Origin of the sequence: Salmonella sp. SA15303 (assembly GCF_029962125.1) — a bacterium.
Classification (GTDB): domain Bacteria; phylum Pseudomonadota; class Gammaproteobacteria; order Enterobacterales; family Enterobacteriaceae; genus Salmonella; species Salmonella enterica.
In genome coordinates this window covers 2,106,637-2,128,181 of record NZ_CP123924.1, presented here as the reverse complement: position 1 = coordinate 2,128,181, position 21,545 = coordinate 2,106,637, and the positions used below count along the sequence as shown (strand labels likewise).

General features: G+C 52.0%; 23 protein-coding genes. 12 read left to right on the top strand and 11 right to left on the bottom strand.

The genetic code is table 11. The features are described from left to right. Positions 1–9: 9 nt before the first annotated feature. Positions 10–1,920: an ATP-dependent DNA helicase gene (locus QEN31_RS10395; protein WP_000128807.1), complete on the bottom strand. Its 1,911-nt coding sequence runs from the start codon at positions 1,918–1,920 to the stop codon at positions 10–12. 130 nt (positions 1,921–2,050) lie between these two features. Between QEN31_RS10395 and QEN31_RS10390 the strand changes: the two genes are divergently transcribed. Then, positions 2,051–2,395 (top strand): RidA family protein, encoded by a 345-nt coding sequence (locus tag QEN31_RS10390; protein ID WP_000029550.1) that lies wholly within the window; start codon positions 2,051–2,053, stop codon positions 2,393–2,395. Between the two features lie 5 nt (positions 2,396–2,400). On the opposite strand, the gene QEN31_RS10385 is transcribed toward QEN31_RS10390, so the two are convergent. Beyond that, on the bottom strand, positions 2,401–2,580 hold the full coding sequence (locus tag QEN31_RS10385) for a YoaH family protein (RefSeq protein WP_000457328.1): 180 nt from the start codon (positions 2,578–2,580) through the stop codon (positions 2,401–2,403). Positions 2,581–2,660: 80 nt separating this feature from the next. Between QEN31_RS10385 and pabB the strand changes: the two genes are divergently transcribed. The 4 genes from pabB (at position 2,661) to QEN31_RS10365 (ending at position 7,974) form a co-directional block, all read left to right on the top strand. Then, positions 2,661–4,025 carry an aminodeoxychorismate synthase component 1 gene (gene pabB, locus QEN31_RS10380; protein ID WP_000978464.1) on the top strand — a complete coding sequence of 455 codons (1,365 nt, stop codon included), beginning with the start codon at positions 2,661–2,663 and terminating at the stop codon, positions 4,023–4,025. 3 nt (positions 4,026–4,028) lie between these two features. Then, the gene (locus QEN31_RS10375; protein WP_000381544.1) at positions 4,029–4,607 is read left to right on the top strand and encodes a CoA pyrophosphatase; all 579 of its coding nucleotides are present in this window, start codon (positions 4,029–4,031) and stop codon (positions 4,605–4,607) included. Positions 4,608–4,870: 263 nt separating this feature from the next. Continuing rightward, positions 4,871–6,235, top strand: a complete 1,365-nt coding sequence (gene sdaA / locus QEN31_RS10370) for an L-serine ammonia-lyase (protein WP_000624277.1) — start codon at positions 4,871–4,873, stop codon at positions 6,233–6,235. 137 nt (positions 6,236–6,372) lie between these two features. Next, on the top strand, positions 6,373–7,974 hold the full coding sequence (locus QEN31_RS10365; RefSeq protein WP_001192525.1) for an EAL domain-containing protein: 1,602 nt from the start codon (positions 6,373–6,375) through the stop codon (positions 7,972–7,974). Between the two features lie 21 nt (positions 7,975–7,995). Here QEN31_RS10365 and yoaE read toward each other — a convergent pair whose 3' ends face one another. Together yoaE and QEN31_RS25395 are read right to left on the bottom strand one after the other, a co-directional pair. Continuing rightward, positions 7,996–9,555: a CNNM family cation transport protein YoaE gene (gene yoaE / locus QEN31_RS10360; RefSeq protein ID WP_000421815.1), complete on the bottom strand. Its 1,560-nt coding sequence runs from the start codon at positions 9,553–9,555 to the stop codon at positions 7,996–7,998. Continuing rightward, entirely contained in the window at positions 9,543–9,710 is a 168-nt protein-coding gene (locus tag QEN31_RS25395) for a protein YoaL (RefSeq protein ID WP_370739650.1), read from the bottom strand. The genes yoaE and QEN31_RS25395 overlap by 13 nt, the downstream gene beginning before the upstream one ends. Before the next feature lie 317 nt (positions 9,711–10,027). Here QEN31_RS25395 and manX point away from each other — a divergent pair, with 317 nt between their 5' ends. The 5 genes from manX (at position 10,028) to mntP (ending at position 14,205) form a co-directional block, all read left to right on the top strand. Beyond that, positions 10,028–10,996, top strand: coding sequence for a PTS mannose transporter subunit IIAB (gene manX / locus QEN31_RS10355; RefSeq protein WP_000150521.1), 969 nt, complete (start codon positions 10,028–10,030; stop codon positions 10,994–10,996). A gap of 52 nt (positions 10,997–11,048) precedes the next feature. Then, positions 11,049–11,849, top strand: coding sequence for a PTS mannose transporter subunit IIC (manY, locus tag QEN31_RS10350; protein WP_000406918.1), 801 nt, complete (start codon positions 11,049–11,051; stop codon positions 11,847–11,849). A gap of 12 nt (positions 11,850–11,861) precedes the next feature. After that, entirely contained in the window at positions 11,862–12,713 is an 852-nt protein-coding gene (locus QEN31_RS10345) for a PTS mannose transporter subunit IID (protein ID WP_001518647.1), read from the top strand. Between the two features lie 57 nt (positions 12,714–12,770). Then, positions 12,771–13,229, top strand: a complete 459-nt coding sequence (locus QEN31_RS10340) for a DUF986 family protein (RefSeq protein WP_000156280.1) — start codon at positions 12,771–12,773, stop codon at positions 13,227–13,229. Positions 13,230–13,638: 409 nt separating this feature from the next. Next, positions 13,639–14,205, top strand: a complete 567-nt coding sequence (mntP, locus tag QEN31_RS10335) for a manganese efflux pump MntP (RefSeq protein WP_152031901.1) — start codon at positions 13,639–13,641, stop codon at positions 14,203–14,205. On the opposite strand, the gene rlmA is transcribed toward mntP, so the two are convergent. The 6 genes from rlmA to mgrB all read right to left on the bottom strand — a co-directional run bounded on the left by rlmA (position 14,202) and on the right by mgrB (position 18,557). Further along, positions 14,202–15,011, bottom strand: a complete 810-nt coding sequence (gene rlmA, locus QEN31_RS10330) for a 23S rRNA (guanine(745)-N(1))-methyltransferase (RefSeq protein WP_000010923.1) — start codon at positions 15,009–15,011, stop codon at positions 14,202–14,204. The genes mntP and rlmA overlap by 4 nt on opposite strands. A gap of 65 nt (positions 15,012–15,076) precedes the next feature. Beyond that, the gene (ftsI, locus tag QEN31_RS10325) at positions 15,077–16,822 is read right to left on the bottom strand and encodes a peptidoglycan glycosyltransferase FtsI (protein WP_000730322.1); all 1,746 of its coding nucleotides are present in this window, start codon (positions 16,820–16,822) and stop codon (positions 15,077–15,079) included. Between the two features lie 219 nt (positions 16,823–17,041). Beyond that, entirely contained in the window at positions 17,042–17,251 is a 210-nt protein-coding gene (gene cspE / locus QEN31_RS10320) for a transcription antiterminator/RNA stability regulator CspE (RefSeq protein WP_001062678.1), read from the bottom strand. 12 nt (positions 17,252–17,263) lie between these two features. Further along, positions 17,264–17,407 (bottom strand): DUF2627 domain-containing protein, encoded by a 144-nt coding sequence (locus QEN31_RS10315; RefSeq protein ID WP_001537930.1) that lies wholly within the window; start codon positions 17,405–17,407, stop codon positions 17,264–17,266. A 648-nt stretch (positions 17,408–18,055) separates the two neighbouring features. Further along, complete coding sequence (locus QEN31_RS10310; protein WP_001000660.1) at positions 18,056–18,343, bottom strand: YebO family protein; 288 nt, start codon at positions 18,341–18,343, stop codon at positions 18,056–18,058. Positions 18,344–18,413: 70 nt separating this feature from the next. After that, positions 18,414–18,557, bottom strand: coding sequence for a PhoP/PhoQ regulator MgrB (gene mgrB / locus QEN31_RS10305; RefSeq protein WP_000714547.1), 144 nt, complete (start codon positions 18,555–18,557; stop codon positions 18,414–18,416). A 157-nt stretch (positions 18,558–18,714) separates the two neighbouring features. On the opposite strand from mgrB, the gene yobH reads away from it, so the two are divergent. Next, complete coding sequence (gene yobH, locus QEN31_RS10300; protein WP_001236777.1) at positions 18,715–18,954, top strand: invasion protein YobH; 240 nt, start codon at positions 18,715–18,717, stop codon at positions 18,952–18,954. Between the two features lie 211 nt (positions 18,955–19,165). Here yobH and kdgR read toward each other — a convergent pair whose 3' ends face one another. Beyond that, positions 19,166–19,957 (bottom strand): DNA-binding transcriptional regulator KdgR, encoded by a 792-nt coding sequence (gene kdgR, locus QEN31_RS10295; protein WP_001262195.1) that lies wholly within the window; start codon positions 19,955–19,957, stop codon positions 19,166–19,168. Positions 19,958–20,132: 175 nt separating this feature from the next. On the opposite strand from kdgR, the gene QEN31_RS10290 reads away from it, so the two are divergent. Then, positions 20,133–21,506: an MFS transporter gene (locus QEN31_RS10290; RefSeq protein WP_000416128.1), complete on the top strand. Its 1,374-nt coding sequence runs from the start codon at positions 20,133–20,135 to the stop codon at positions 21,504–21,506. Positions 21,507–21,545 lie beyond the last annotated feature (39 nt).

Here is a 21,545-nt window from a genome sequence, read left to right as displayed (position 1 = left end):
CGTAACAAATTACTCGGCGGATGGAATCGCAAGAAAGCGAACGGCACGGGCGATATCACGCGTGCGCGGCGCAGGAGGCAGGCTGGCGAGAAACGTGGCGCCATAGGGCCGCATCACCAGCCGGTTATCACAAATCACTAACACCCCGCGATCGTCCGCATCGCGAATCAGCCGCCCCACCCCCTGCTTCAGCGTAATCACCGCGTCGGGCAGTTGAACCTCATCAAACGGATCGCCACCGCGCAAACGACAGTCTTCCATTCGCGCTTTTAACAGCGGGTCGTCCGGGGAGGTAAACGGCAATTTGTCGATAATCACCAACGATAACGTATCGCCGCGCACGTCCACCCCTTCCCAGAAGCTGCTGGTGGCGACGAGCAGCGCGTTGCCGGCGCTAACAAATTGCTGTAACAGTTGGCCTTTACTGGTTTCCCCTTGCAACAATACCGGCAGCGTCATGGTGGCGCGAAACTGCTCCGCCAAATCGCGCATCATGGCGTGTGAGGTGCACAGCATAAAACATCGCCCGTTATTGGCTTCGATAATCGGCCTGAGCATAGCCGCCAACTGTCGCGCCGCGCCGGGCTGGTTGGTTTGCGGTAGGTTACGCGGTACGCAGAGTAACGCCTGGCGCGTATAGTCGAATGGGCTGGGCAGTAGCATGGATTCTGCCTGTTCAATTCCAAGACGGGCGGTAAAGTGGTGAAGATCATCATTTACCGACAACGTGGCTGAGGTAAAAATCCAGCTACCGGGCTTCTGTTCCATCACCTCTTTGAATTTGTCCGCCACGGTGAGCGGCGTCAGCGCCAGGGTGAAATGGCGCGAGGTGCACTCATACCAGTAGCTGTATCCCGGCTGATTGATCTCTTTTAAGCGTTTCAGCCGTGAACGGTATAGCGTGGCGCGTTCAAAAGCCGCATCCAGCAGCGCCGAACGGCCCAGCGACAGCTTCGCCACGTCGTAACAAAGCTCCAGCGTATCATCCAGCAGTAAAAATGCCCGTTGGATACGTGAGTCGGCTAACAGTTCACGCAAATTTCCCCGGTAGCCGGGCTCCCCCAGTTGCAGACGAAAATCCTGGGCGCTCTGGGCAAGGCGATCGGCGCATTTTTGCAACTGTTGAGTGTCTTTCAGTTCCGTCCGGTAGGCGATGGTGATGTCTTTTGCTAAATCCAGCAACTGACGGCTGGAGAGCGATTGTCCGAAATACTGGCTGGCGATGTCAGGCAGTTGGTGGGCTTCATCGAAGATCATTACTTCAGCCTGAGGGATAAGTTCGCCAAACCCGCTCTCTTTAACCACCATATCCGCAAGAAATAGGTGGTGGTTTACAATCACCACATCCGCGTCCATCGCCTTTTTACGCGCTTTCACCACAAAGCACTCTTTGTAGAGCGGGCAATCGCTGCCAAGGCAGTTGTCGTTGGTACTGGTGACCAACGGCCAGGCCTGGGAATCCTCCGCCACGCTGACGCAGGTGCTGATATCGCCATCCCGCGTCTGATTTGACCAGGAGCGCAGCAATATCACGTCGCTTAACGTTTGTACCGGTAAATCGCCGCCCGCCAGCGCTTGTTGTTCCAGCCGCTCCAGGCAGAGGTAGTTTGAACGTCCTTTCAACAGGGCCGTCTTACCGGTAAACGCCAACGCTTTTGCTACCGTCGGCAGATCGCGGCTGTAGAGTTGATCCTGCAACGCTTTCGACCCGGTCGAAATAATGACTTTTTTCCCGGCGCGCAACGCCGGAGCGAGGTAAGCATAGGTCTTCCCGGTTCCGGTGCCGGCTTCAACAACCAGAGGCTGCGCATTTTCAATCGCTTGTGTTACGGCAACCGCCATTTGTCGCTGTGGTTCGCGCGGTTTAAAGCCGGTTATCGCTTTGGCCAGTTGGCCATCTGCTGCAAAATCGTCCGTCACACTGCCCCCTGTTAATTTGCACAGGGATTATGTCAGGGTAGAAAGGCTTACGCCAGTTACAGAGGTGACGGCGGCGCCACATTGTGGCAGTCTTGAACCATTCAAATGAAAAGCAAATGAGGAATAAGTAATGTCTATCGTGCGTATTGATGCCGAAGATCGTTGGTCAGACGTGGTGATCTACAATAATACGCTGTGGTATACCGGCGTGCCGGAAAACCTGGACGCCGATGCTTTTGAGCAAACGGCGAATACTCTGGCGCAAATTGATGCGGTGCTGGAAAAACAGGGCTCCAGTAAGTCACGTATTCTGGATGCCACTATTTTTCTGAGCGATAAAGCGGATTTTGCCGCCATGAATAAGGCGTGGGATGCGTGGGTCGTCGCAGGCCATGCGCCGGTACGCTGTACCGTACAGGCCGGGTTGATGAACCCGAAATATAAAGTTGAGATTAAGATTGTCGCGGCGGTATAAGCCGGTTATTCGTCTTCATCCTCAAAACGCGCCACTATCCGTTCGCCGGTATGGTTGGCGCGAAGTTCGCCCGCCACCTGGGCAATCGCTTCTCCGCTACTCATACCTTGCGACATCAATTCCTGGATACGTTCTACGGCTTTTTGCTGTTGTTCATGACTGAGTGAAGGTAAACCTGCAAACATGATTAACTCCTGCTAAATTGTTAGCGCTAATTATTTCACGCTACCCGGCGGTAAGCCAGTAGTGTTGTAACGAGTCAGGAATGATGAAGACGTTATCTCCCACTGTTATCACCTTACCCTGGCGTCCGGACGCCGCTGAACACTATTTTGCGCCCGTAAACCATTTGCCCTGGGCGATGCTGCTGCATTCAGGTGATGCTATTCATCCCTATAACCGTTTTGATATTCTGGTCGCCGATCCTGTCACCACACTGACCACGCGCGCGCAGGAAACCACGGTATGTACTGCGCGCACGACTACCGTCACTCTCGACGATCCGTTACACGTTTTGCAGACTCAACTGGAGGCGCTGCCTTTTCATCCTCAGCCTGACCCTGACTTACCCTTTCAGGGCGGCGCGCTGGGTCTGTTTGGTTATGATTTAGGGCGGCGTTTCGAAATTTTGCCCGATACTGCCGCGCGCGATATCGCTTTACCCGATATGGCGATTGGCCTTTACGACTGGGCGCTGATTGTCGATCACCAAAAACAGGTGGTGTCGCTGATAAGCTATCACGATGCAGACGCCCGATATCGCTGGCTCACCAGCCAGCGCGCGCCGACCCGCACGCCCTTCAGGCTTACCTCAGCCTGGCAATCCAATATGACGCGTTGCGAGTATGGCGAGAAGTTTCGTCAGGTGCAGGCCTGGCTGCACAGCGGGGACTGCTATCAGGTCAATCTTTCCCAGCGTTTTCAGGCGAGCTACGAGGGTGATGAATGGCAGGCTTTCGAACGCCTTAACCGCGCCAATCGCGCCCCGTTCAGCGCCTTTCTTCGTTTACATGACGGCGCCATATTGAGCCTTTCTCCCGAGCGTTTTATCCAACTGGAGAATGGTCATATCCAGACGCGCCCGATCAAAGGTACGCTTCCACGGCTTAACGATCCGCAGGCGGATCGTCAGCAGGCGCAGAAACTGGCTAATTCAATGAAAGATCGCGCTGAAAATTTGATGATTGTCGATTTGATGCGTAACGATATTGGCCGGGTCGCCGTACCAGGTTCGGTGAAAGTGCCGGAACTGTTCGTCGTCGAACCATTTCCTGCCGTTCACCATCTGGTTAGCACCATTACCGCCCGTTTACCGGACTCGCTTCATGCTACCGACCTGCTGCGCGCGGCTTTCCCCGGCGGCTCCATTACCGGCGCGCCTAAAGTGCGGGCAATGGAAATTATCGACGAACTGGAGCCGCAGCGACGCAACGCCTGGTGCGGTAGCATCGGTTATCTGAGTTTCTGCGGCAAGATGGATACCAGTATTACTATCCGCACCGTCACGGCAACGCAGGGCCAACTCTATTGCTCAGCCGGCGGCGGTATCGTGGCCGATAGCAACGAAGAAGCGGAATATCAGGAAACTTTTGATAAAGTTAATCGTATCCTGCACCCACTGGAGAACTAATACGTGGATACCAGCCGTCTGACGCTCGATCATTTCTTATCGCGCTTTCAGCTTTTGCGCCCGCAGATGACTCATGAAACGTTAAATCAACGTCAGGCCGCCGTACTGATCCCTGTGGTTCGCCGCCCCCAGCCGGGGCTGCTGTTGACCCAGCGGGCTATTCATTTGCGCAAACACGCCGGACAGGTCGCCTTTCCCGGCGGGGCCGTGGACAGTACCGATGCTTCGCTTATCGCCGCAGCGCTTCGCGAAGCGCAGGAGGAAGTCGCCATCCCGCCGCAAGCCGTGGAAGTGATTGGCGTTTTACCGCCGGTAGACAGCGTGACCGGTTTTCAGGTCACCCCGGTGGTCGGCATTATTCCGCCAAATCTCCCCTGGCGCGCCAGTGAAGACGAAGTGTCTGCGGTGTTTGAAATGCCGCTGGCGCAAGCGTTGCAACTGGGGCGATATCATCCGCTTGATGTTTACCGTCGCGGCAATTCGCACCGCGTATGGCTCTCCTGGTATGAGCATTATTTCGTCTGGGGCATGACCGCAAACATTCTTCGTGAGCTGGCGCTGCAAATTGGCGTAAAGCCCTGACTGTACACAACGCCATTCACGTTGCCTCAAGGCGGTAACAATCGCCTCCCCCAAAGAGGCAGCCTGAAGGGCAACGTGTATATACTTAACTTTACGCGCGTAAGACACGACTTGAGATTACTGTCGCAATATTAGTAAAAACGCGGTTATTCATTAGTTTAATTCATGTGAATAGTTAAGCTGATGCCAGCGTTCCCTCTTACACTATGCGCAGTTATAACATCGTAACCGGAAGCCCCGGTTGCCCTGTCAGGAGTATTATCGTGATTAGCCTATTCGACATGTTTAAGGTAGGGATTGGTCCCTCCTCTTCCCACACTGTTGGCCCGATGAAGGCCGGTAAACAGTTCGTCGATGACCTGGTCGAAAAAGGATTACTGGATAACGTTACCCGCGTCGCTGTCGATGTCTACGGCTCGCTGTCGCTGACGGGGAAAGGTCACCATACCGATATCGCCATTATTATGGGTCTGGCGGGTAATGAACCCGCTACCGTGGATATTGATAGTATCCCCGGTTTTATTCGCGACGTCGAAACGCGCGAGCGTCTGTTACTGGCCCAGGGACGTCACGAAGTCGACTTCCCGAAAGATGACGGAATGCGTTTTCACAACGGCAATTTGCCGCTGCATGAAAACGGGATGCAGATCCACGCCTGGCATGACGACACGGTCATTTATAGCAAGACGTACTATTCCATCGGCGGCGGCTTTATCGTTGATGAAGAGCATTTCGGCCAGGAAGCGACGAATGAGGTTACTGTACCTTATCCGTTTAAATCGGCGAAAGAAATGCTGGAGTATTGCAACAGTACCGGCCTTTCACTCTCCGGCATGGTGATGCAAAACGAACTGGCGCTGCATAGCAAGAAAGAGATTGAAGAGTATTTCGGTCACGTCTGGCAGACCATGCAGGCCTGTATTGATCGTGGTATGAATACCGAAGGCGTGCTGCCGGGGCCGCTGCGCGTACCGCGTCGCGCCTCTGCGCTGCGTCGTATGCTGGTTTCCAGCGATAAGCTTTCCAGCGATCCGATGAACGTCATTGACTGGGTGAACATGTTTGCTCTGGCGGTGAACGAAGAGAACGCCGCAGGCGGCCGCGTCGTGACGGCGCCAACCAACGGCGCGTGCGGTATCGTTCCTGCGGTACTGGCTTACTACGACCATTTTATTGAATCAGTCAGCCCGGATATTTACACCCGCTACTTCCTGGCGGCAGGCGCTATTGGCGCGCTGTATAAGATGAACGCGTCTATTTCCGGCGCGGAAGTCGGCTGTCAGGGCGAAGTCGGGGTCGCCTGTTCGATGGCGGCGGCAGGCCTTGCTGAACTGTTGGGCGCCAGCCCGGAGCAGGTTTGCGTTGCCGCTGAAATCGGCATGGAGCATAACCTGGGGCTGACCTGCGACCCGGTTGCCGGTCAGGTGCAGGTGCCGTGTATCGAGCGTAACGCCATTGCTTCGGTTAAAGCGATCAACGCTGCGCGTATGGCCATGCGTCGAACCAGCGCGCCGCGCGTCTCGTTGGATAAAGTCATCGAAACGATGTACGAGACCGGAAAAGACATGAACGCAAAATACCGCGAAACGTCGCGCGGCGGGTTGGCTATTAAAGTCCAGTGTGATTAAACGCCGTTTCCCCTCCCTTCGCCCATCTGCTACGGATGGGCGAAATTTTTATCTCTTCCTCGTCGACTCCACGTTTCCCCACTACACTTGCTGTGTCGCGGTTGGCTTTTGTCGCCAACGCTTATTGGGCGGCCCGCATGCAAACAGCACAACGGATCATCAATCATTATCGCCGTAATCGTTTCATTGTTTGCACGATTTGTGCACTGGTCACGCTCATTCTTACGCTGAGCATCCGATTTATTTCGGAGCGGAACTTAAATCACCATCGCACGGTTGCATTCGCGAATCATGCCGTTGATGCGCTGGATAATGTGCTGCATCCTCTCCTGGTCGGACGAAACATACTGCTCCCCTTGCTTGAGCTTCCGTGCGCGACCGCGCATTTGCCGTTGCGTAAGCAAGCCGCCCGCCTACAAACCATTCGTTCTATCGGGCTGGTAAAAGAGGGAATTCTCTATTGCTCAAGCATTTTTGGCGCCCGTAATACTCCCATACGCCAGCTTCAGCCCGATCTTCCCGCAGTCGGCGATCTGCTGCTACTTTCCACAGACCAATCGTTACTCAAGGGAAGCCCGATCCTCATTCAGTGGTATCCCGCCTCTGCCGATGGCCAGGATGGCGTGATGGAAATTGTGAATATTGACTTGCTGACGACTATGCTACTTGAGCCGCAGCAGCCGCAAATTACCAGCGCCAGCCTGACGGTCGGCAAACGACACCTGTTATATGGTCGGGGCGTGGTCGATACTCTTCCGGAATTAAAAAAAGATGAAGAGCGTTACCAGCTTTCATCGCGACATTTCCCTTTTACTATCAGCGTCAGCGGGCCGTCGGCAGGCGTACTGGCGTTCAAACATCTCCCGACGCAGTTACCGCTGGCCGTATTGCTTAGCCTGTTGATCGGTTATATCGCCTGGCTGGCAACGGCCAGCAGAATGAGCTTTTCCTGGGAAATTAATCTGGCCCTTGCCGAACGGGAGTTTGAGCTATTTTGTCAGCCGTTGCTTAATGCCCGCACGCAGCAGTGTACCGGCGTTGAGATCCTGTTACGCTGGAACAACCCGCGCCAGGGCTGGATCTCACCGGATGTTTTTATTCCTATCGCCGAGGAACATAACCTGATAGCGCCGCTGACCCGCTATGTGATTGCGGAAACCATTCGGCAGCGGCACTACTTCCCCATCAACCATCAGTTTCATATCGGCATCAATGTAGCGGCAAGCCATTTCCGACACGGCGTGCTTCTCAAAGATCTTAATCAGTACTGGTTTAGTGCGGAACCTGTTCAGCAACTGGTGCTGGAGCTCACGGAACGCGACGCGTTGCTTGACGTTGATTACCGCCTGATGCGCGAGCTGCATCGTAAAGGCGTGAAGTTAGCCATCGATGATTTTGGCACAGGAAACAGCTCGCTCTCCTGGCTGGAAAAACTGCGGCCGGATATTTTGAAAATCGATAAATCCTTCACCGCCGCCATCGGTACCGATGCGGTCAATTCAACGGTGACCGATATTATTATCGCGCTGGGGCAAAGACTGAATATTGAACTGGTGGCGGAAGGGGTCGAAAACCAGACGCAGGCACAGCATTTGCGCCAGCATGGCGTGCAAATGTTACAGGGCTATCTCTATGCGAAGCCGATGCCCATTAGCGAATTTCCACAGTGGCTGGCGGGCAGCGCGCCGCCGCCCGCCCGGCATAACGGACAGATTATGTCCGCGATGCCGCATCTATAGACTTGATTCCTGCGTGTGACGTTATTCCTCTTCGTCGTGGGCAGGCTGTTCTTTAACAATTCGAACCAGATCGACACGATAGTCGTTGGCCTCGACAATGGTGATCCGCAGGGGCGGAACATCAATGACATCGCCTACACGAGGAATATGGCCATTAGCGGCGATCACTAACCCCGCGACCGTCGCAATATCGCCCTCTTCGTTCACCAGATGGTCAACTTCCAGCGCCTGCTGTAGCGCATGGAGATCGGTGCCACCCTTCACTATCCAGCCCTCGGCATCGGCAACGATTTCCGGCGTTTCATCGGCATCCGGGAACTCACCGGCAATCGCTTCCAGCACATCCAGCGGCGTAACCAGCCCCTGCACCACGCCGAACTCGTTAGTGACGATAACGAAACTGCCGCGCGCGCGGCGCAAAACGCCTAACAGATTGATAGGATCAAGCGTTTCCGGCACCACTATCGCCGGGGAAGACGCGGCGATAGCCGCAACATCCGCGCCCTCTTCCAGCGCCACCAGCAACTCTTTCGCGCGAACGATACCGATAATTTCATCCAGCTCGCCCCGACATACCGGGAACAGGCTATGCGGAGAAGAGAGTAACTGCTGACGGATTTCAGCTACGCTGAGATTCGCATCCACCCAACTAATTTCGCCTCGCGGCGTCATAATGCCGCGCAGGGAGCGCGACGCCAGAGTCAGTACGCCGTTAATCATGTAGCGTTCTTCTTCGGCGAAGGCGCCTTCCGACACCGATATCGCGGCCGGGCTATCCGTTTCATGTTGCGTACTCGCCTGGCGTTTACCGCCCATCAGACGCAGGATAGCGTCCGCAGTACGCGCGCGCAGCGGCAACGTGGACTGATGACGAATAAAGTTGCGGCGCGCAATCTGGTTAAACACCTCGATAACGATCGAGAAACCAATTGCCGCGTACAGGTAGCCTTTCGGAATATGGAAACCAAACCCTTCCGCCACCAGGCTCAAGCCGATCATCAGCAGGAAACTCAGACAGAGCACCACCACCGTCGGATGCTGGTTGACAAAACGGGTCAGCGGTTTTGACGCCAGTAGCATCACCGCCATCGCAATCACCACCGCCGCCATCATAACCGGCAGATGGTTTACCATACCTACCGCCGTAATCACGGCGTCCAGCGAGAAGACCGCATCCAGGATGACAATCTGCGTGACTACCACCCAGAAGCTCGCATAGCCTTTACCGTGTCCGGTGTCATGCTCGCGGTTTTCCAGACGTTCATGCAGCTCGGTGGTCGCTTTAAACAGCAGGAATATACCGCCCAGCAGCATAATTAAATCGCGGCCGGAGAAGGTAAAATCCCAGACGGTAAAGAGCGGCTTTGTTAAGGTCACCAGCCACGAAATAATGGACAGCAGCGCCAGACGCATAATCAGCGCCAGCGAGAGCCCGATAAGACGCGCTTTGTCACGCTGCTTTGGCGGCAATTTATCGGCGAGGATCGCGATAAAGACCAGGTTATCGATACCCAGAACAATTTCCAGGACGACGAGCGTGAGTAAACCCACCCAAATTGAGGGATCCATTAATAATTCCATGACAAGCTCCTGCTTAAGGAATGACTAAACGGCGCCCACAACATCTCAAAGGATGCAGGCGGTAACGCAATAAACAAAGTAAGGCTATGGCAAGATATGCCAGATTGACAGGCGCAAAACGGCCAAAGAGTGAAATGACGTCGGTGACGATCCATACAACGGGCTGCTGCCCTATACCCCATTCTAATTAAACGGAAGCTAAACATAACAGAGACAACTGGTTTTTGGCAAAGATTTACCTTCCTTTGCAAAGAGATGTAACCAGGATATTTTACACTTCGAAATTTCTCATTATCGAAAACAAAATTACGGATCTCCATCACACAAAATATTTTTTTCGATATCTAAAATAATTCACGAAAATCATGCGTTTTTCGTTGTAACCCTCATCTGAATCGATTCGCTTGCGGACGGCGATTCAAAAAATACATCTGTCAAGTTGATGTGTTGACAATAATAAAGGAGGTAGCAAGTGACCATTGCTATTGTTATAGGCACACATGGTTGGGCTGCAGAGCAGTTACTTAAAACAGCCGAAATGCTGTTAGGCGAGCAGGAAAACGTCGGCTGGATCGATTTCGTTCCAGGCGAAAATGCCGAAACGCTGATCGAAAAGTACAACGCTCAGTTGGCTAAACTCGATACCAGTAAAGGCGTGCTATTTCTCGTTGATACATGGGGAGGCAGTCCGTTTAATGCTGCCAGCCGCATTGTCGTCGATAAAGAGCGCTATGAAGTTATTGCCGGCGTCAACATCCCGATGCTGGTCGAAACGTTTATGGCTCGTGACGACGATCCGAGCTTTGACGAGCTGGTCGCACTGGCGGTAGAAACCGGTCGTGAAGGCGTAAAAGCGCTGAAAGCGAAACCGGTAGAAAAAGCCGCGCCAGCGCCAGTCGCCGCCGCGCCAAAAGCGGCCGCACCGGCAAAACCGATGGGCCCGAATGATTATATGGTTATCGGGCTTGCCCGTATTGATGACCGCCTCATTCACGGTCAGGTCGCTACCCGCTGGACCAAAGAGACCAATGTCAGCCGTATTATTGTTGTGAGCGATGAAGTGGCGGCGGATACCGTTCGTAAAACGCTGCTGACGCAAGTTGCGCCGCCGGGCGTTACGGCGCATGTGGTTGACGTCGCGAAGATGATTCGCGTCTACAATAACCCGAAATACGCCGGCGAACGCGTGATGCTTCTGTTTACCAATCCTACCGACGTCGAGCGCATCGTTGAGGGCGGCGTGAAAGTCACTTCCGTGAACATTGGCGGTATGGCCTATCGTCAAGGTAAAACGCAGGTGAACAACGCCGTTTCCGTCGATGAAAAGGATATCGAAGCCTTTAAAAAGCTCAACGAGCGCGGCATCGAGCTTGAGGTGCGTAAAGTTTCCACCGATCCGAAACTGAAAATGATGGATTTAATTGCCAAAGTGGCGAAATAACCGCCGGCATTTAATTAGCTTTCACACTTAAGATAGCAATAGGAGAAGTACAATGGAGATTACCACTCTTCAGATTGTGCTGGTGTTCATCGTCGCATGTATCGCGGGTATGGAGTCGGTACTTGATGAATTTCAGTTCCACCGTCCGCTGATCGCCTGTACCTTAATCGGCGCCGTTCTGGGGGACATGAAAACCGGTATTATCATCGGCGGTACTCTGGAAATGATCGCTCTGGGCTGGATGAACATCGGTGCTGCCGTTGCGCCTGATGCCGCACTGGCGTCCATCATCTCTACCGTTCTGGTCATCGCCGGGCATCAAAGCATTGGCGCCGGTATCGCGCTGGCGATTCCGCTGGCGGCGGCAGGCCAGGTACTGACCATTATCGTTCGTACCATCACCGTGGCATTCCAGCACGCGGCGGACAAGGCGGCTGAAAACGGCAACCTGACGGCGCTCTCCTGGCTGCACGTTTCTTCTCTGTTCCTGCAGGCAATGCGTATCGCTATCCCGGCGGTTATCGTTGCCATCTCCGTAGGCACCAGCGAAGTACAGGGAATGCTGAATGCGATTCCTGAAGTCGTCACAGGCGGTCTGAACATCGCCGGCGGCATGATCGTCGTGGTTGGTTATGCGATGGTTATCAATATGATGCGCGCAGGCTACCTGATGCCGTTCTTCTACCTCGGTTTCGTCACCGCGGCTTTCACAAACTTCAACCTGGTCGCACTGGGTGTCATCGGCGCAGTGATGGCTATTCTTTACATCCAGCTGAGCCCGAAATACAACCGTGTAGCGGGCGCGCCTGCAGCGGCTGCTGGCAATAACGATCTCGATAACGAACTGGACTAACAGGTGAGCGAAATGGTTGATATGACTAAAACTACCACCGAGAAAAAACTCACTCCGAGCGATATTCGCGGCGTATTTCTTCGTTCTAACCTGTTCCAGGGGTCATGGAACTTCGAACGTATGCAAGCGCTGGGCTTCTGCTTCTCTATGGTGCCGGCGATTCGTCGCCTGTATCCGGAGAATAATGACGCGCGTAAACAGGCGATTAAACGTCACCTGGAGTTCTTTAACACTCATCCTTACGTTGCGGCGCCGGTACTGGGCGTGACCCTGGCAATGGAAGAAAAGCGTGCGAACGGTGCAGAGATTGACGATGGCGCTATCAACGGTATCAAAGTCGGTCTGATGGGACCGCTGGCAGGCGTCGGCGACCCTATCTTCTGGGGTACCGTCCGTCCCGTATTCGCGGCGCTGGGCGCAGGTATTGCAATGAGCGGCAGCCTGCTTGGTCCGCTGCTGTTTTTCATCCTGTTTAACCTGGTGCGTCTGGCGACCCGTTATTATGGCGTGGCTTATGGCTACCGCAAAGGCGTCGATATCGTTAAAGATATGGGCGGCGGCTTCCTGCAAAAACTGACTGAGGGGGCGTCAATCCTCGGCCTGTTTGTCATGGGGGCATTGGTTAACAAGTGGACGCATGTGAATATCCCGCTGGTGGTTTCCACCATCACCGGTCAGGATGGTCAGACACGCGTTACCACCGTGCAAACCATTCTCGACCAGCTGATGCCGGGTCTGGTTCCGCTACTGTTGACCTTTGCCTGTATGTGGCTGCTGCGTAAGAAAGTTAACCCGCTGTGGATTATCGTGGGCTTCTTCGTCATTGGTATCGCCGGCTACTCCGTAGGACTGCTGGGCCAGTAAGGCTGTTGTACACTACCGGGGCCAAACGGCCCCGTTTTTTATTTCTCTGGAGGATAAATGACTATCACGGACCTGGTGCTGATTCTCTTTATTGCCGCATTATTGGCTTACGCTCTCTACGATCAGTTCATCATGCCCCGTCGCAATGGCCCCACTCTGCTTTCTATAGCCCTGCTCCGCCGCGGTCGCGTAGACAGCGTTATCTTCGTTGGGCTGGTCGCCATCCTTATTTATAACAACGTAACCAGCCACGGAGCGCAGATGACCACATGGTTATTAAGCGCGCTGGCGTTAATGGGGTTTTATATATTCTGGATCCGCACGCCACGGATCATCTTTAAACAACGTGGCTTTTTCTTCGCCAATGTCTGGATAGAATATAACCGTATTAAAGAGATGAATTTATCGGAAGACGGCGTACTGGTGATGCAATTAGAACAACGACGCTTGCTTATCCGTGTACGCAATATCGACGATCTGGAAAAAATATATAAACTTCTTATTGAAAATCAATAGCTTAAGATATAGCCTCAACTATGTTTTTCGAATTTTATTTCGAATCATAATATAGCTAAGGCTATATTTTCTATTGACCAATTGTTATTTAATTTAACGTTTTATTGATGAATAAATCTAAATGAAAATCGTTTTCAATTGAAAGACAAATAATATTTTATCGCTGTTGTTTTATATTCTAAAAATATGTTAATGTTGCGCCGTCAATTGGGGAGTAGCCGATTTCCAGACTCCGGAAATGTACGTGTCAACATACTCGTTGCAAAACGTGGCGCGTACGGACCAGCCGCCGCTGGTCAGGCGAGACCATAGGCGCATCAACTGCTGTGTATTTCGTCACAGAATGGCGACATGCATGTTTGCTGGGGGCAGTGATGTGTTTAATGGATACCCCGGTCAGGACGTTGTCATGCACTTTACTGCTACTGTTCTTCTCGCTTTCGGCATGTCGATGGATGCTTTCGCGGCATCAATTGGCAAAGGCGCCACCCTACATAAACCCAAATTCTCAGAAGCGTTGCGTACCGGTCTTATCTTTGGCGCGGTTGAAACGCTAACCCCGTTGATCGGCTGGGGGCTGGGGATATTGGCGATTAAATTCGTTCTGGAATGGAACCACTGGATAGCCTTTGTTCTGCTGATCTTTCTGGGCGGACGCATGATCATCGAAGGTATCCGCGGCGGTAGTGATGAAGATGAAACACCGTTACGTCGTCACAGCTTTTGGCTATTAGTCACGACGGCTATCGCGACCAGCCTCGATGCGATGGCGGTTGGCGTCGGTCTGGCGTTTTTGCAGGTAAACATCATCGCTACCGCATTAGCTATCGGTTGCGCCACGCTTATCATGTCCACCCTAGGGATGATGATCGGTCGCTTTATCGGCCCAATGCTGGGTAAGCGTGCTGAAATTCTCGGCGGGGTCGTACTGATAGGAATTGGCGTCCAGATCCTCTGGACGCATTTTCACGGTTAACGGTTACGCTGCCAGAGATGAAGGTTGAAATCCGTCTGGCAGCTAAGTCCGGCGCTGGCAGCCAGTTGTTCCCACACGTCTGGCCTGGCGCGCCAGGCAAATGGCGTCATTTGCAACAGTGCTACAGCCGCTTCGGCGGTGAGCTGCATGTGATAAGCAAGGCGGGTACTCTGCTGCAATGTGAATCCGTCGAGCTGCTCGGTATACGGCGCATGTAAACGCACCTCATCATAAATGAGCCCTTTTAGTTCCATCAGATGATGCGGCCCTGGCGTGGCGGTAACGACCCAACCACCAGGTTTCACCACACGCGCCAATTCCTGCGCCTTACACGGGGCGTAGATTCTGATCACCGCATCCATTGACGCATCGGCAAAGGGCAGTCGATGGCTTGACGCCACACAAAACTTCACCTGCGAATAGCGTTTCGCCGCCGCTTTGATCGCCGTTTTAGCAACGTCCAGTCCAAACGTGGTGACTCCCGGCAACGCCTCGGCAAAAGCATGAGTGTAATACCCCTCGCCGCAGCCGATATCCAGAATCGCCGTGGCCGACTGATCCAGCCGCTCGCGCAACAGGTTAATCACGGCATCGCGCAGCGGCTGATAATGGCCTGCATCAAGAAACGCTCTCCTCGCCTGCATCATTTCGGCGCTGTCGCCCGGATCGCGCGAACGTTTATGCTGTACCGGCAGCAGATTGATGTAACCCTCTTTCGCCACATCAAACTGATGGCGCTGTGGACATATAACGCTGTTATTAATCTGCGTAAGCGGCTGATGGCAAAGCGGACAGGTAAACGACATGACAACTCCGGACTGGGGCGCTAAAGGGCGCAAGTGTAACGCGAATTGCGCCCCGGGAAAATCCTTTACGAACCCGGAACCGCAACGTGGCTGCCATGCATCACCAGAAGGTGATCTGAATCGGCTGGCATACCGTCTGGCTCAACATTTTCCAGCCGCAGCACATCGCCCATGATCTGGCTGAATACGGGCGCAGATACCGCACCGCCATAATAAGCCCCATTTTGCGGATTATTAATCACCACCACCAGCGCAAATCTGGGGTTACTTGCCGGCGCGACGCCTGCGGTATATGCCACATACTTATCGACGTATTTACCATCATCGCCAATTTTTTTCGCCGTCCCGGTTTTGACCGCAATACGGTAGTCTCTTACTGCGGCTTTTGTTCCGCCGCCGCCAGGCAACGCGACGCTCTCCATCATATGTTCCACCTCGTGCACCAGTTCTTCCGGCATTACCCGCGTGCCGATCACGGGCGGATCAACTTTGGTGATCGATAACGGACGGTAGATACCAAAGCTGCCAATCGTGGCATAAACATGCGCCAGTTGCAGCGGCGTCACCATTAATCCATAGCCAAAAGCAAAGGTAGCGCGATCTAAATCACTCCAGTAACGGCGTTTCGGTAATAACCCGCTGCTCTCTCCGGTGAGACCCAGTCCGGTAGGCACGCCGAAACCAAAGCTTTTATAAGTATCCATTAATTTCTGCACCGGCATCGCCAGAGAAAGGTGAGAAACGCCGGTATCGCTGGATTTTTGCAAAATGCCGGTTAATGTCAGTTCCGGATAGTAACCGACGTCGCGGATACGGTGTCCATCGAGAGTAAAAGGATGGGTATCGATAACGCTGTCCGGCTGCACGATGCCCTGCTGTAACGCAGTCATAATGACCAATGGCTTCACAGTAGAACCGGGTTCGAAGGTGTCGCTAATCGCGCGGTTACGAAAATCGTCCAACTGCGCGCCTTCACGGTTGTTCGGGTTGAAATCCGGGTAGCTCGCCATCGAGAGAATTTCACCCGTTGGGATGTTAATCAATACGGCAGCGCCGGATTCCGCTTTGTTCCAGATGACGGCGTTATCCAGCGCATCTTCGGTAACCGTTTGCAGACGTTCATCAATGCTAAGCTGAAGTTCATGAGCAGGAACCGGATTCACTTCCGTAATGTTCTCAATAACGTGACCAAATTTATCTTTACGCACCAATCGGGAGCCCGGTTTTCCCGTCAGTTGCGCGTTAAAGCTCTTTTCAATACCTTCTATTCCCTGCCCGTCGATATTGGTAAAGCCGATCAAATTGGCCGCTACGTGTCCGGCAGGGTAAAAACGGCGCGACTCTTCCCGCAGGTTAATACCCGGTAGATTCAGTTTATCTATCCATTCGGCTTGCTGGGGTGAAACCTGGCGCGCAAGGTAGATAAAACGGCCTGCCGGGTTACTGTTTACCCGTTCCGCAAGCGTACTGAGAGACAGATGCAGGGCGCTGGCCAGCGCCTGCCAGCGCTCATTGTAGCCAACGCCGCCTTTGCTTATGATAGTCTTCGGATCGGCCCAGACAGCATTAACCGGAACGCTCACCGCTAAGGGTCGCCCTTCTCTGTCGGTGATCATGCCGCGTGGAGAGGCCGTGGTCACTTCACGAAGCGAGCGCATATCTTCTTGTTTCACCAGTTTCGACGGCGTAACAATTTGCAGCCATGCCACCCGCCCTAACAACAATGCCATACTGAGCAGAATGGCAGTGCAAAGTAGTGCAAAACGTATGGGCGTAAAATTACGGGTATCGCCGTCGCTTTTCTTTTTCACCTGATCTCCAGCCGAATCATTTTTCAGGTGATTGATTTAACGGGAAACGGCCGGAAAAACCAGAAAAAACAATGCTAATAACATCGCGCCTTTGCAACAAATCGCTAACGAGAGCGCATCCAGACACATTTTGAAGGATATTGAATTAAAAAGCCCCGCTTTTAGCGAGGCTTTATATCTGAGGCTGACGCGACAAACGCATCAAATCAGTGGTGTCGATCAGATAGCTGTTACGTTAACAGCAGCCGGACCTTTCTGGCCGTCCTGAATTTCGAACTCAACGTTCTGGCCTTCAGCCAGAGTTTTGAAACCATTGCCCTGGATAGCGGAGAAGTGTACGAACACATCTTTGCTGCCGTCAGCCGGAGTAATGAAGCCAAAACCTTTGGATTCGTTGAACCACTTAACTTGACCTTTAATCTTTGCCATTTGCAAAATTCCTTAGAGTGTTTTCTTTGCCCGTAGGCATAACATAGATAAAACTGAGACATTACTGCTTGAGGCACTAATATAAGGTTCGGCAGAGAAGCGGTATTCAACGTCAACGTGTTTACTCAGGACTTCTTTACTGAAAATGCCACACATAAACAGAACTGTACCTCGTTTAACCCAAAGCCTGTTATCACATACAACGTTAATTATGGCAAGCCATTTTTAAACGTGTCTCGATCCGTCGCACAAATTACGAGAACCTTCACAAATTGACAGCACGTTTATGCAACAAAATTGCGAAAGATATATCCTCACGCGCTGACGGACTCCTGACAACGTCACTGCTGAAAAGCCATTTTTCTACCATAGCTCAATAACTTCGCTTCTTCCAGTGCATCAAATCACATTTAAAAGCTGTATTTTTCATATCACTTTTTATGCTGAGTTATGCATAAATTGTCACAATGATAAAAAACACCTTTTAATCAAAATAATAGAAAAGAAAAGCGATTTTCGGCACCGCTTTTTGTGATGTTCTGCGTCTTTACAGAATGCCTTAAAATAATGAACAAACAATGACAATCCATAAAGAGAGAGAAACGTTTCGCTTTTAATAGAGAATGAGCGGTATCACAAAAATGCCATATGTCCATTTGTTATACATATAAAACTATGTTGCATATAAAGCCATATATTATGTAAGGTGTTGATGCTGTAGTATCAGTTGCAAACGGCAACGCGGAGAGATCCGACGGGGAAATGGGGCGTATGGCACTGGCGCCATTTGCGCCCCGGTAAGCATTATCGTTCTGCAACCAGACGAATGATGTCCTCATCCTCTTTTGGTTCGCTTGCCGCTGTTGCGGGTTCCGCTTCTTTTTCTGGTTCGTTTGCTTCGCAAAGGCGACGTAACAACGCGTTTTGCCGCTTCTGTTGATCCAATAACGCTTCGAGCAATTCTATCTGCTCGTTGGCACGGGAGCTTGCCCGGTTGACAAAGAACCAGAGCGCCAGCCCCACCACCAGAACCACCATTGATACTATTAAAGATGCAAGAGAAAACGCACCAGAGTTTAAAACGTCGTTCATTTCACCACCTCAATGTAGAGACGTCATTCTACCACTGCTACACGGGAAGGAAATCTCTGGTGTAAAACGTTTACCAGGGAATAAATTTATTGATGGCGCAAATACCGCTGAAAAATTGTACATCCTGATCGCACATGATATTAAACACCTGCGCCCACAGCAACAGGCATACTACCACCACGATGCCGAGAACGACCCATCGAAATTTTTTCACTCCACTCTCCGATCTTACATCTTATGTCGCTAAATTATCATGAGTTACTTAAACCAGGAGTAACTGTAGCGGCATTATATGTTTTTAGGAATGATTCACTTGTTTCAATCAATGTACACGCTACTCTTATTCTAACTAAAAAAGAAAAGAGGTAGTAATGCGTTTGATCATTCGCGCAATTGTATTGTTTGCCCTGGTGTGGATAGGCCTGCTGATGAGCGGCTATGGCATCCTGGTGGGAAGTAAAGTGAACGCTGCGGGGCTGGGTTTACAGTGCCATTACCTGACCGCACGCGGCACCAGCACGGCGCAATATCTCCATACCAACAGCGGCATTATTGGCTTTTCCGACTGTCCCATTTTCAGAAAAATCGCCACCGTGGTGGATAATGGCTAAGCGGCAATAAATAATTTCACAGTGAAACTATCACCAATAATTCCCCTATATTGGCTGTTGTTCATAAGTACTGTTAAATAATATTTTAATAACCGTTAAATAAGCCGACAGATATTATCTACTTTTACGATTTCATCCCACCCGATGTTATAAAAAAAGCAGCTACATTTTTCGTAGCTGCTTTTTTTTAACGTCATGCTAATAACGTTGCTTAGAAGGGATAATCGTTGTAACCCATTTGTTCAGAAATTTTACGCGCGGCGGCGTGTAACATAGCCACATATTCCTGTAGGCGTTCTTCTGAAAAACGCAGCGTCGGGAACGAAATGCTTAACCCTGCGATGACTACGCCAAAACGGTCAAATACCGGTACGCCGATACAACGTAATCCTTCTTCCTGTTCTTCGTTATCTTCACCGTATCCTTGCGCACGCACTTCATCCAACAGCGGCAGCAACGCTTCAGTGCTGGTAATCGTGCGTCCCGTGCTTTGCTTATACTCTACGCCGTCGAGAATCTGCTTAACCTCATCACGGTCGCGCCAGGCCAGAAGCACTTTACCGATGGCCGTACTGTACAGCGGATTACGACGCCCAATACGTGAGTACATCCGCAGATTGTACATAGAGTCAATTTTATGGATATAGACAATGCTGTCTTCATCCAGCGCGCCAAGATGGATAGTTTCTTTTGTCAGACGAGACAGTTCGCGCATCTGAATGTCCGCACTGCGGATGAGATCAACATTTTGCAAAGCTCGCGCGCCCAGCTCAAACAGCTTTAGCGTCAGAGAGTATTTTTCAGACTCCCCCTCCTGAGCCACGTAGCCCAGCGTTTTCATGGTTTGCAAAAAGCGATAAACGGTGCTTTTCGACATCATGACGCGCTGCGATAGCTCGGTAATCCCTATTTCACGCTCTTCACCCAGCGCCTGCAGAATGCCGAAAACTTTCAGCACAGAAGATACAGAATCAGGCTGCTTATCCAGATCTGCGTTTGCCATTTATCACCTCATTACGAGCGTTTTATAAAATTCAGAACGAGTTTTTATTATAATTTCACGCCAGGTCGCCCGCAATCCATCTTTGCTTACTTCGTTACAAATCTGCGACATAACAACTCAGTATTAATGCTAACATTATTATTCAGCTCATAATTCCCCTTATTACAAAATACTTATGGAAAAAACACGGGCCGATGGCCTGCCCCTCCCGCAGAGATACGGCGCTATCCTGACGATTATTATCGGTATTTCGATGGCGGTTCTGGATGGCGCAATCGCTAATGTCGCGCTGCCAACCATTGCGACTGATTTACATGCCTCCCCTGCCAGCTCTATCTGGATTGTCAATGCGTACCAAATCGCCATTGTCGTCTCACTGCTTTCCCTGTCTTTTTTAGGCGACATGTTTGGTTATCACCGGATCTATAAATGTGGTTTAGTGGTATTTCTGCTTTCATCATTGTTTTGCGCGCTTTCAGACTCGCTGCAGATGCTGACGCTGGCGCGCATCGCGCAGGGATTTGGCGGCGCGGCGCTAATGAGCGTAAACACGGCGCTGATTCGTCTTATCTACCCCCAGCGTCATCTGGGACGAGGCATGGGAATTAACTCTTTTATCGTCGCCGTCTCTTCCGCCGCGGGTCCGACGATCGCCGCGGCGATTTTATCCATCTCATCATGGAAATGGCTGTTTCTGATTAATGTCCCGTTAGGTATCATCGCGTTAATTCTGGCCATCCGCTTTTTACCAGCAAACATCGCCCATGACACTAAGCCGCGCTTTGACTTACCGAGCGCGGTAATGAATGCGCTCACATTTGGCCTGCTGATTACCGCATTGAGCGGATTTGCCCAGGGACAGTCGCTAACGTTGATTGGCGCAGAGCTGCTCGTTCTGGTCGTGGTCGGGTTTTTCTTCGTGCGCCGCCAGCTTTCTTTGCCCGTCCCTTTGTTACCCATCGACTTGTTACGCATTCCGCTTTTTTCACTCTCGATCGGCACGTCAATTTGCTCGTTCTGCGCGCAAATGTTAGCCATGGTCTCGCTACCTTTTTATCTGCAAACCGTGCTGGGCCGTAGCGAAGTAGAAACCGGCCTGTTATTGACGCCCTGGCCGCTGGCAACGATGGTGATGGCGCCGCTGGCGGGATACCTGATAGAACGTCTTCATGCCGGTTTGCTGGGGGCGCTGGGAATGGTGATAATGGCAGCCGGGTTGTTTGCGCTGGTCATGTTGCCTGCCTCCCCCTCCGATCTGAATATTATCTGGCCAATGATCCTTTGTGGCGCAGGGTTTGGCCTGTTCCAGTCGCCGAATAATCACACCATTATCACTTCCGCGCCGCGTGAGCGCAGCGGTGGCGCCAGCGGGATGCTGGGCACGGCGCGACTGTTAGGCCAAAGTACTGGCGCCGCGCTGGTAGCGCTGATGTTGAACCAGTTTGGCGATAGCGGTACGCATCTTTCGCTGCTCGCAGCGGCGATCCTGGCGACTCTCGCGGCGGTAGTGAGCGGTTTACGTATTACGCAACCACGCGTTCAGGCGTAAAAAAAGCGCGTCATTCGACGCGCTTTTCATACTTGCCAG

Bases quoted from the DNA above. Each gene is read 5' to 3' on its own strand.
- cspE (WP_001062678.1), bottom strand. From the start codon at position 17,251: ATGGCAAAGATTAAAGGTCAAGTTAAGTGGTTCAACGAATCCAAAGGT.
- yoaE (WP_000421815.1), bottom strand. From the start codon at position 9,555: ATGGAATTATTAATGGATCCCTCAATTTGGGTGGGTTTACTCACGCTC.
- QEN31_RS10390 (WP_000029550.1), top strand. From the start codon at position 2,051: ATGTCTATCGTGCGTATTGATGCCGAAGATCGTTGGTCAGACGTGGTG.
- mntP (WP_152031901.1), top strand. From the start codon at position 13,639: ATGCACTTTACTGCTACTGTTCTTCTCGCTTTCGGCATGTCGATGGAT.
- QEN31_RS25395 (WP_370739650.1), bottom strand. From the start codon at position 9,710: ATGGATCGTCACCGACGTCATTTCACTCTTTGGCCGTTTTGCGCCTGT.
- QEN31_RS10315 (WP_001537930.1), bottom strand. From the start codon at position 17,407: ATGTGTGGCATTTTCAGTAAAGAAGTCCTGAGTAAACACGTTGACGTT.
- yobH (WP_001236777.1), top strand. From the start codon at position 18,715: ATGCGTTTGATCATTCGCGCAATTGTATTGTTTGCCCTGGTGTGGATA.
- manY (WP_000406918.1), top strand. From the start codon at position 11,049: ATGGAGATTACCACTCTTCAGATTGTGCTGGTGTTCATCGTCGCATGT.
- QEN31_RS10310 (WP_001000660.1), bottom strand. From the start codon at position 18,343: ATGAACGACGTTTTAAACTCTGGTGCGTTTTCTCTTGCATCTTTAATA.
- QEN31_RS10385 (WP_000457328.1), bottom strand. From the start codon at position 2,580: ATGTTTGCAGGTTTACCTTCACTCAGTCATGAACAACAGCAAAAAGCC.
- QEN31_RS10365 (WP_001192525.1), top strand. From the start codon at position 6,373: ATGCAAACAGCACAACGGATCATCAATCATTATCGCCGTAATCGTTTC.
- pabB (WP_000978464.1), top strand. From the start codon at position 2,661: ATGATGAAGACGTTATCTCCCACTGTTATCACCTTACCCTGGCGTCCG.
- QEN31_RS10345 (WP_001518647.1), top strand. From the start codon at position 11,862: ATGGTTGATATGACTAAAACTACCACCGAGAAAAAACTCACTCCGAGC.
- rlmA (WP_000010923.1), bottom strand. From the start codon at position 15,011: ATGTCGTTTACCTGTCCGCTTTGCCATCAGCCGCTTACGCAGATTAAT.
- QEN31_RS10340 (WP_000156280.1), top strand. From the start codon at position 12,771: ATGACTATCACGGACCTGGTGCTGATTCTCTTTATTGCCGCATTATTG.
- QEN31_RS10290 (WP_000416128.1), top strand. From the start codon at position 20,133: ATGGAAAAAACACGGGCCGATGGCCTGCCCCTCCCGCAGAGATACGGC.
- kdgR (WP_001262195.1), bottom strand. From the start codon at position 19,957: ATGGCAAACGCAGATCTGGATAAGCAGCCTGATTCTGTATCTTCTGTG.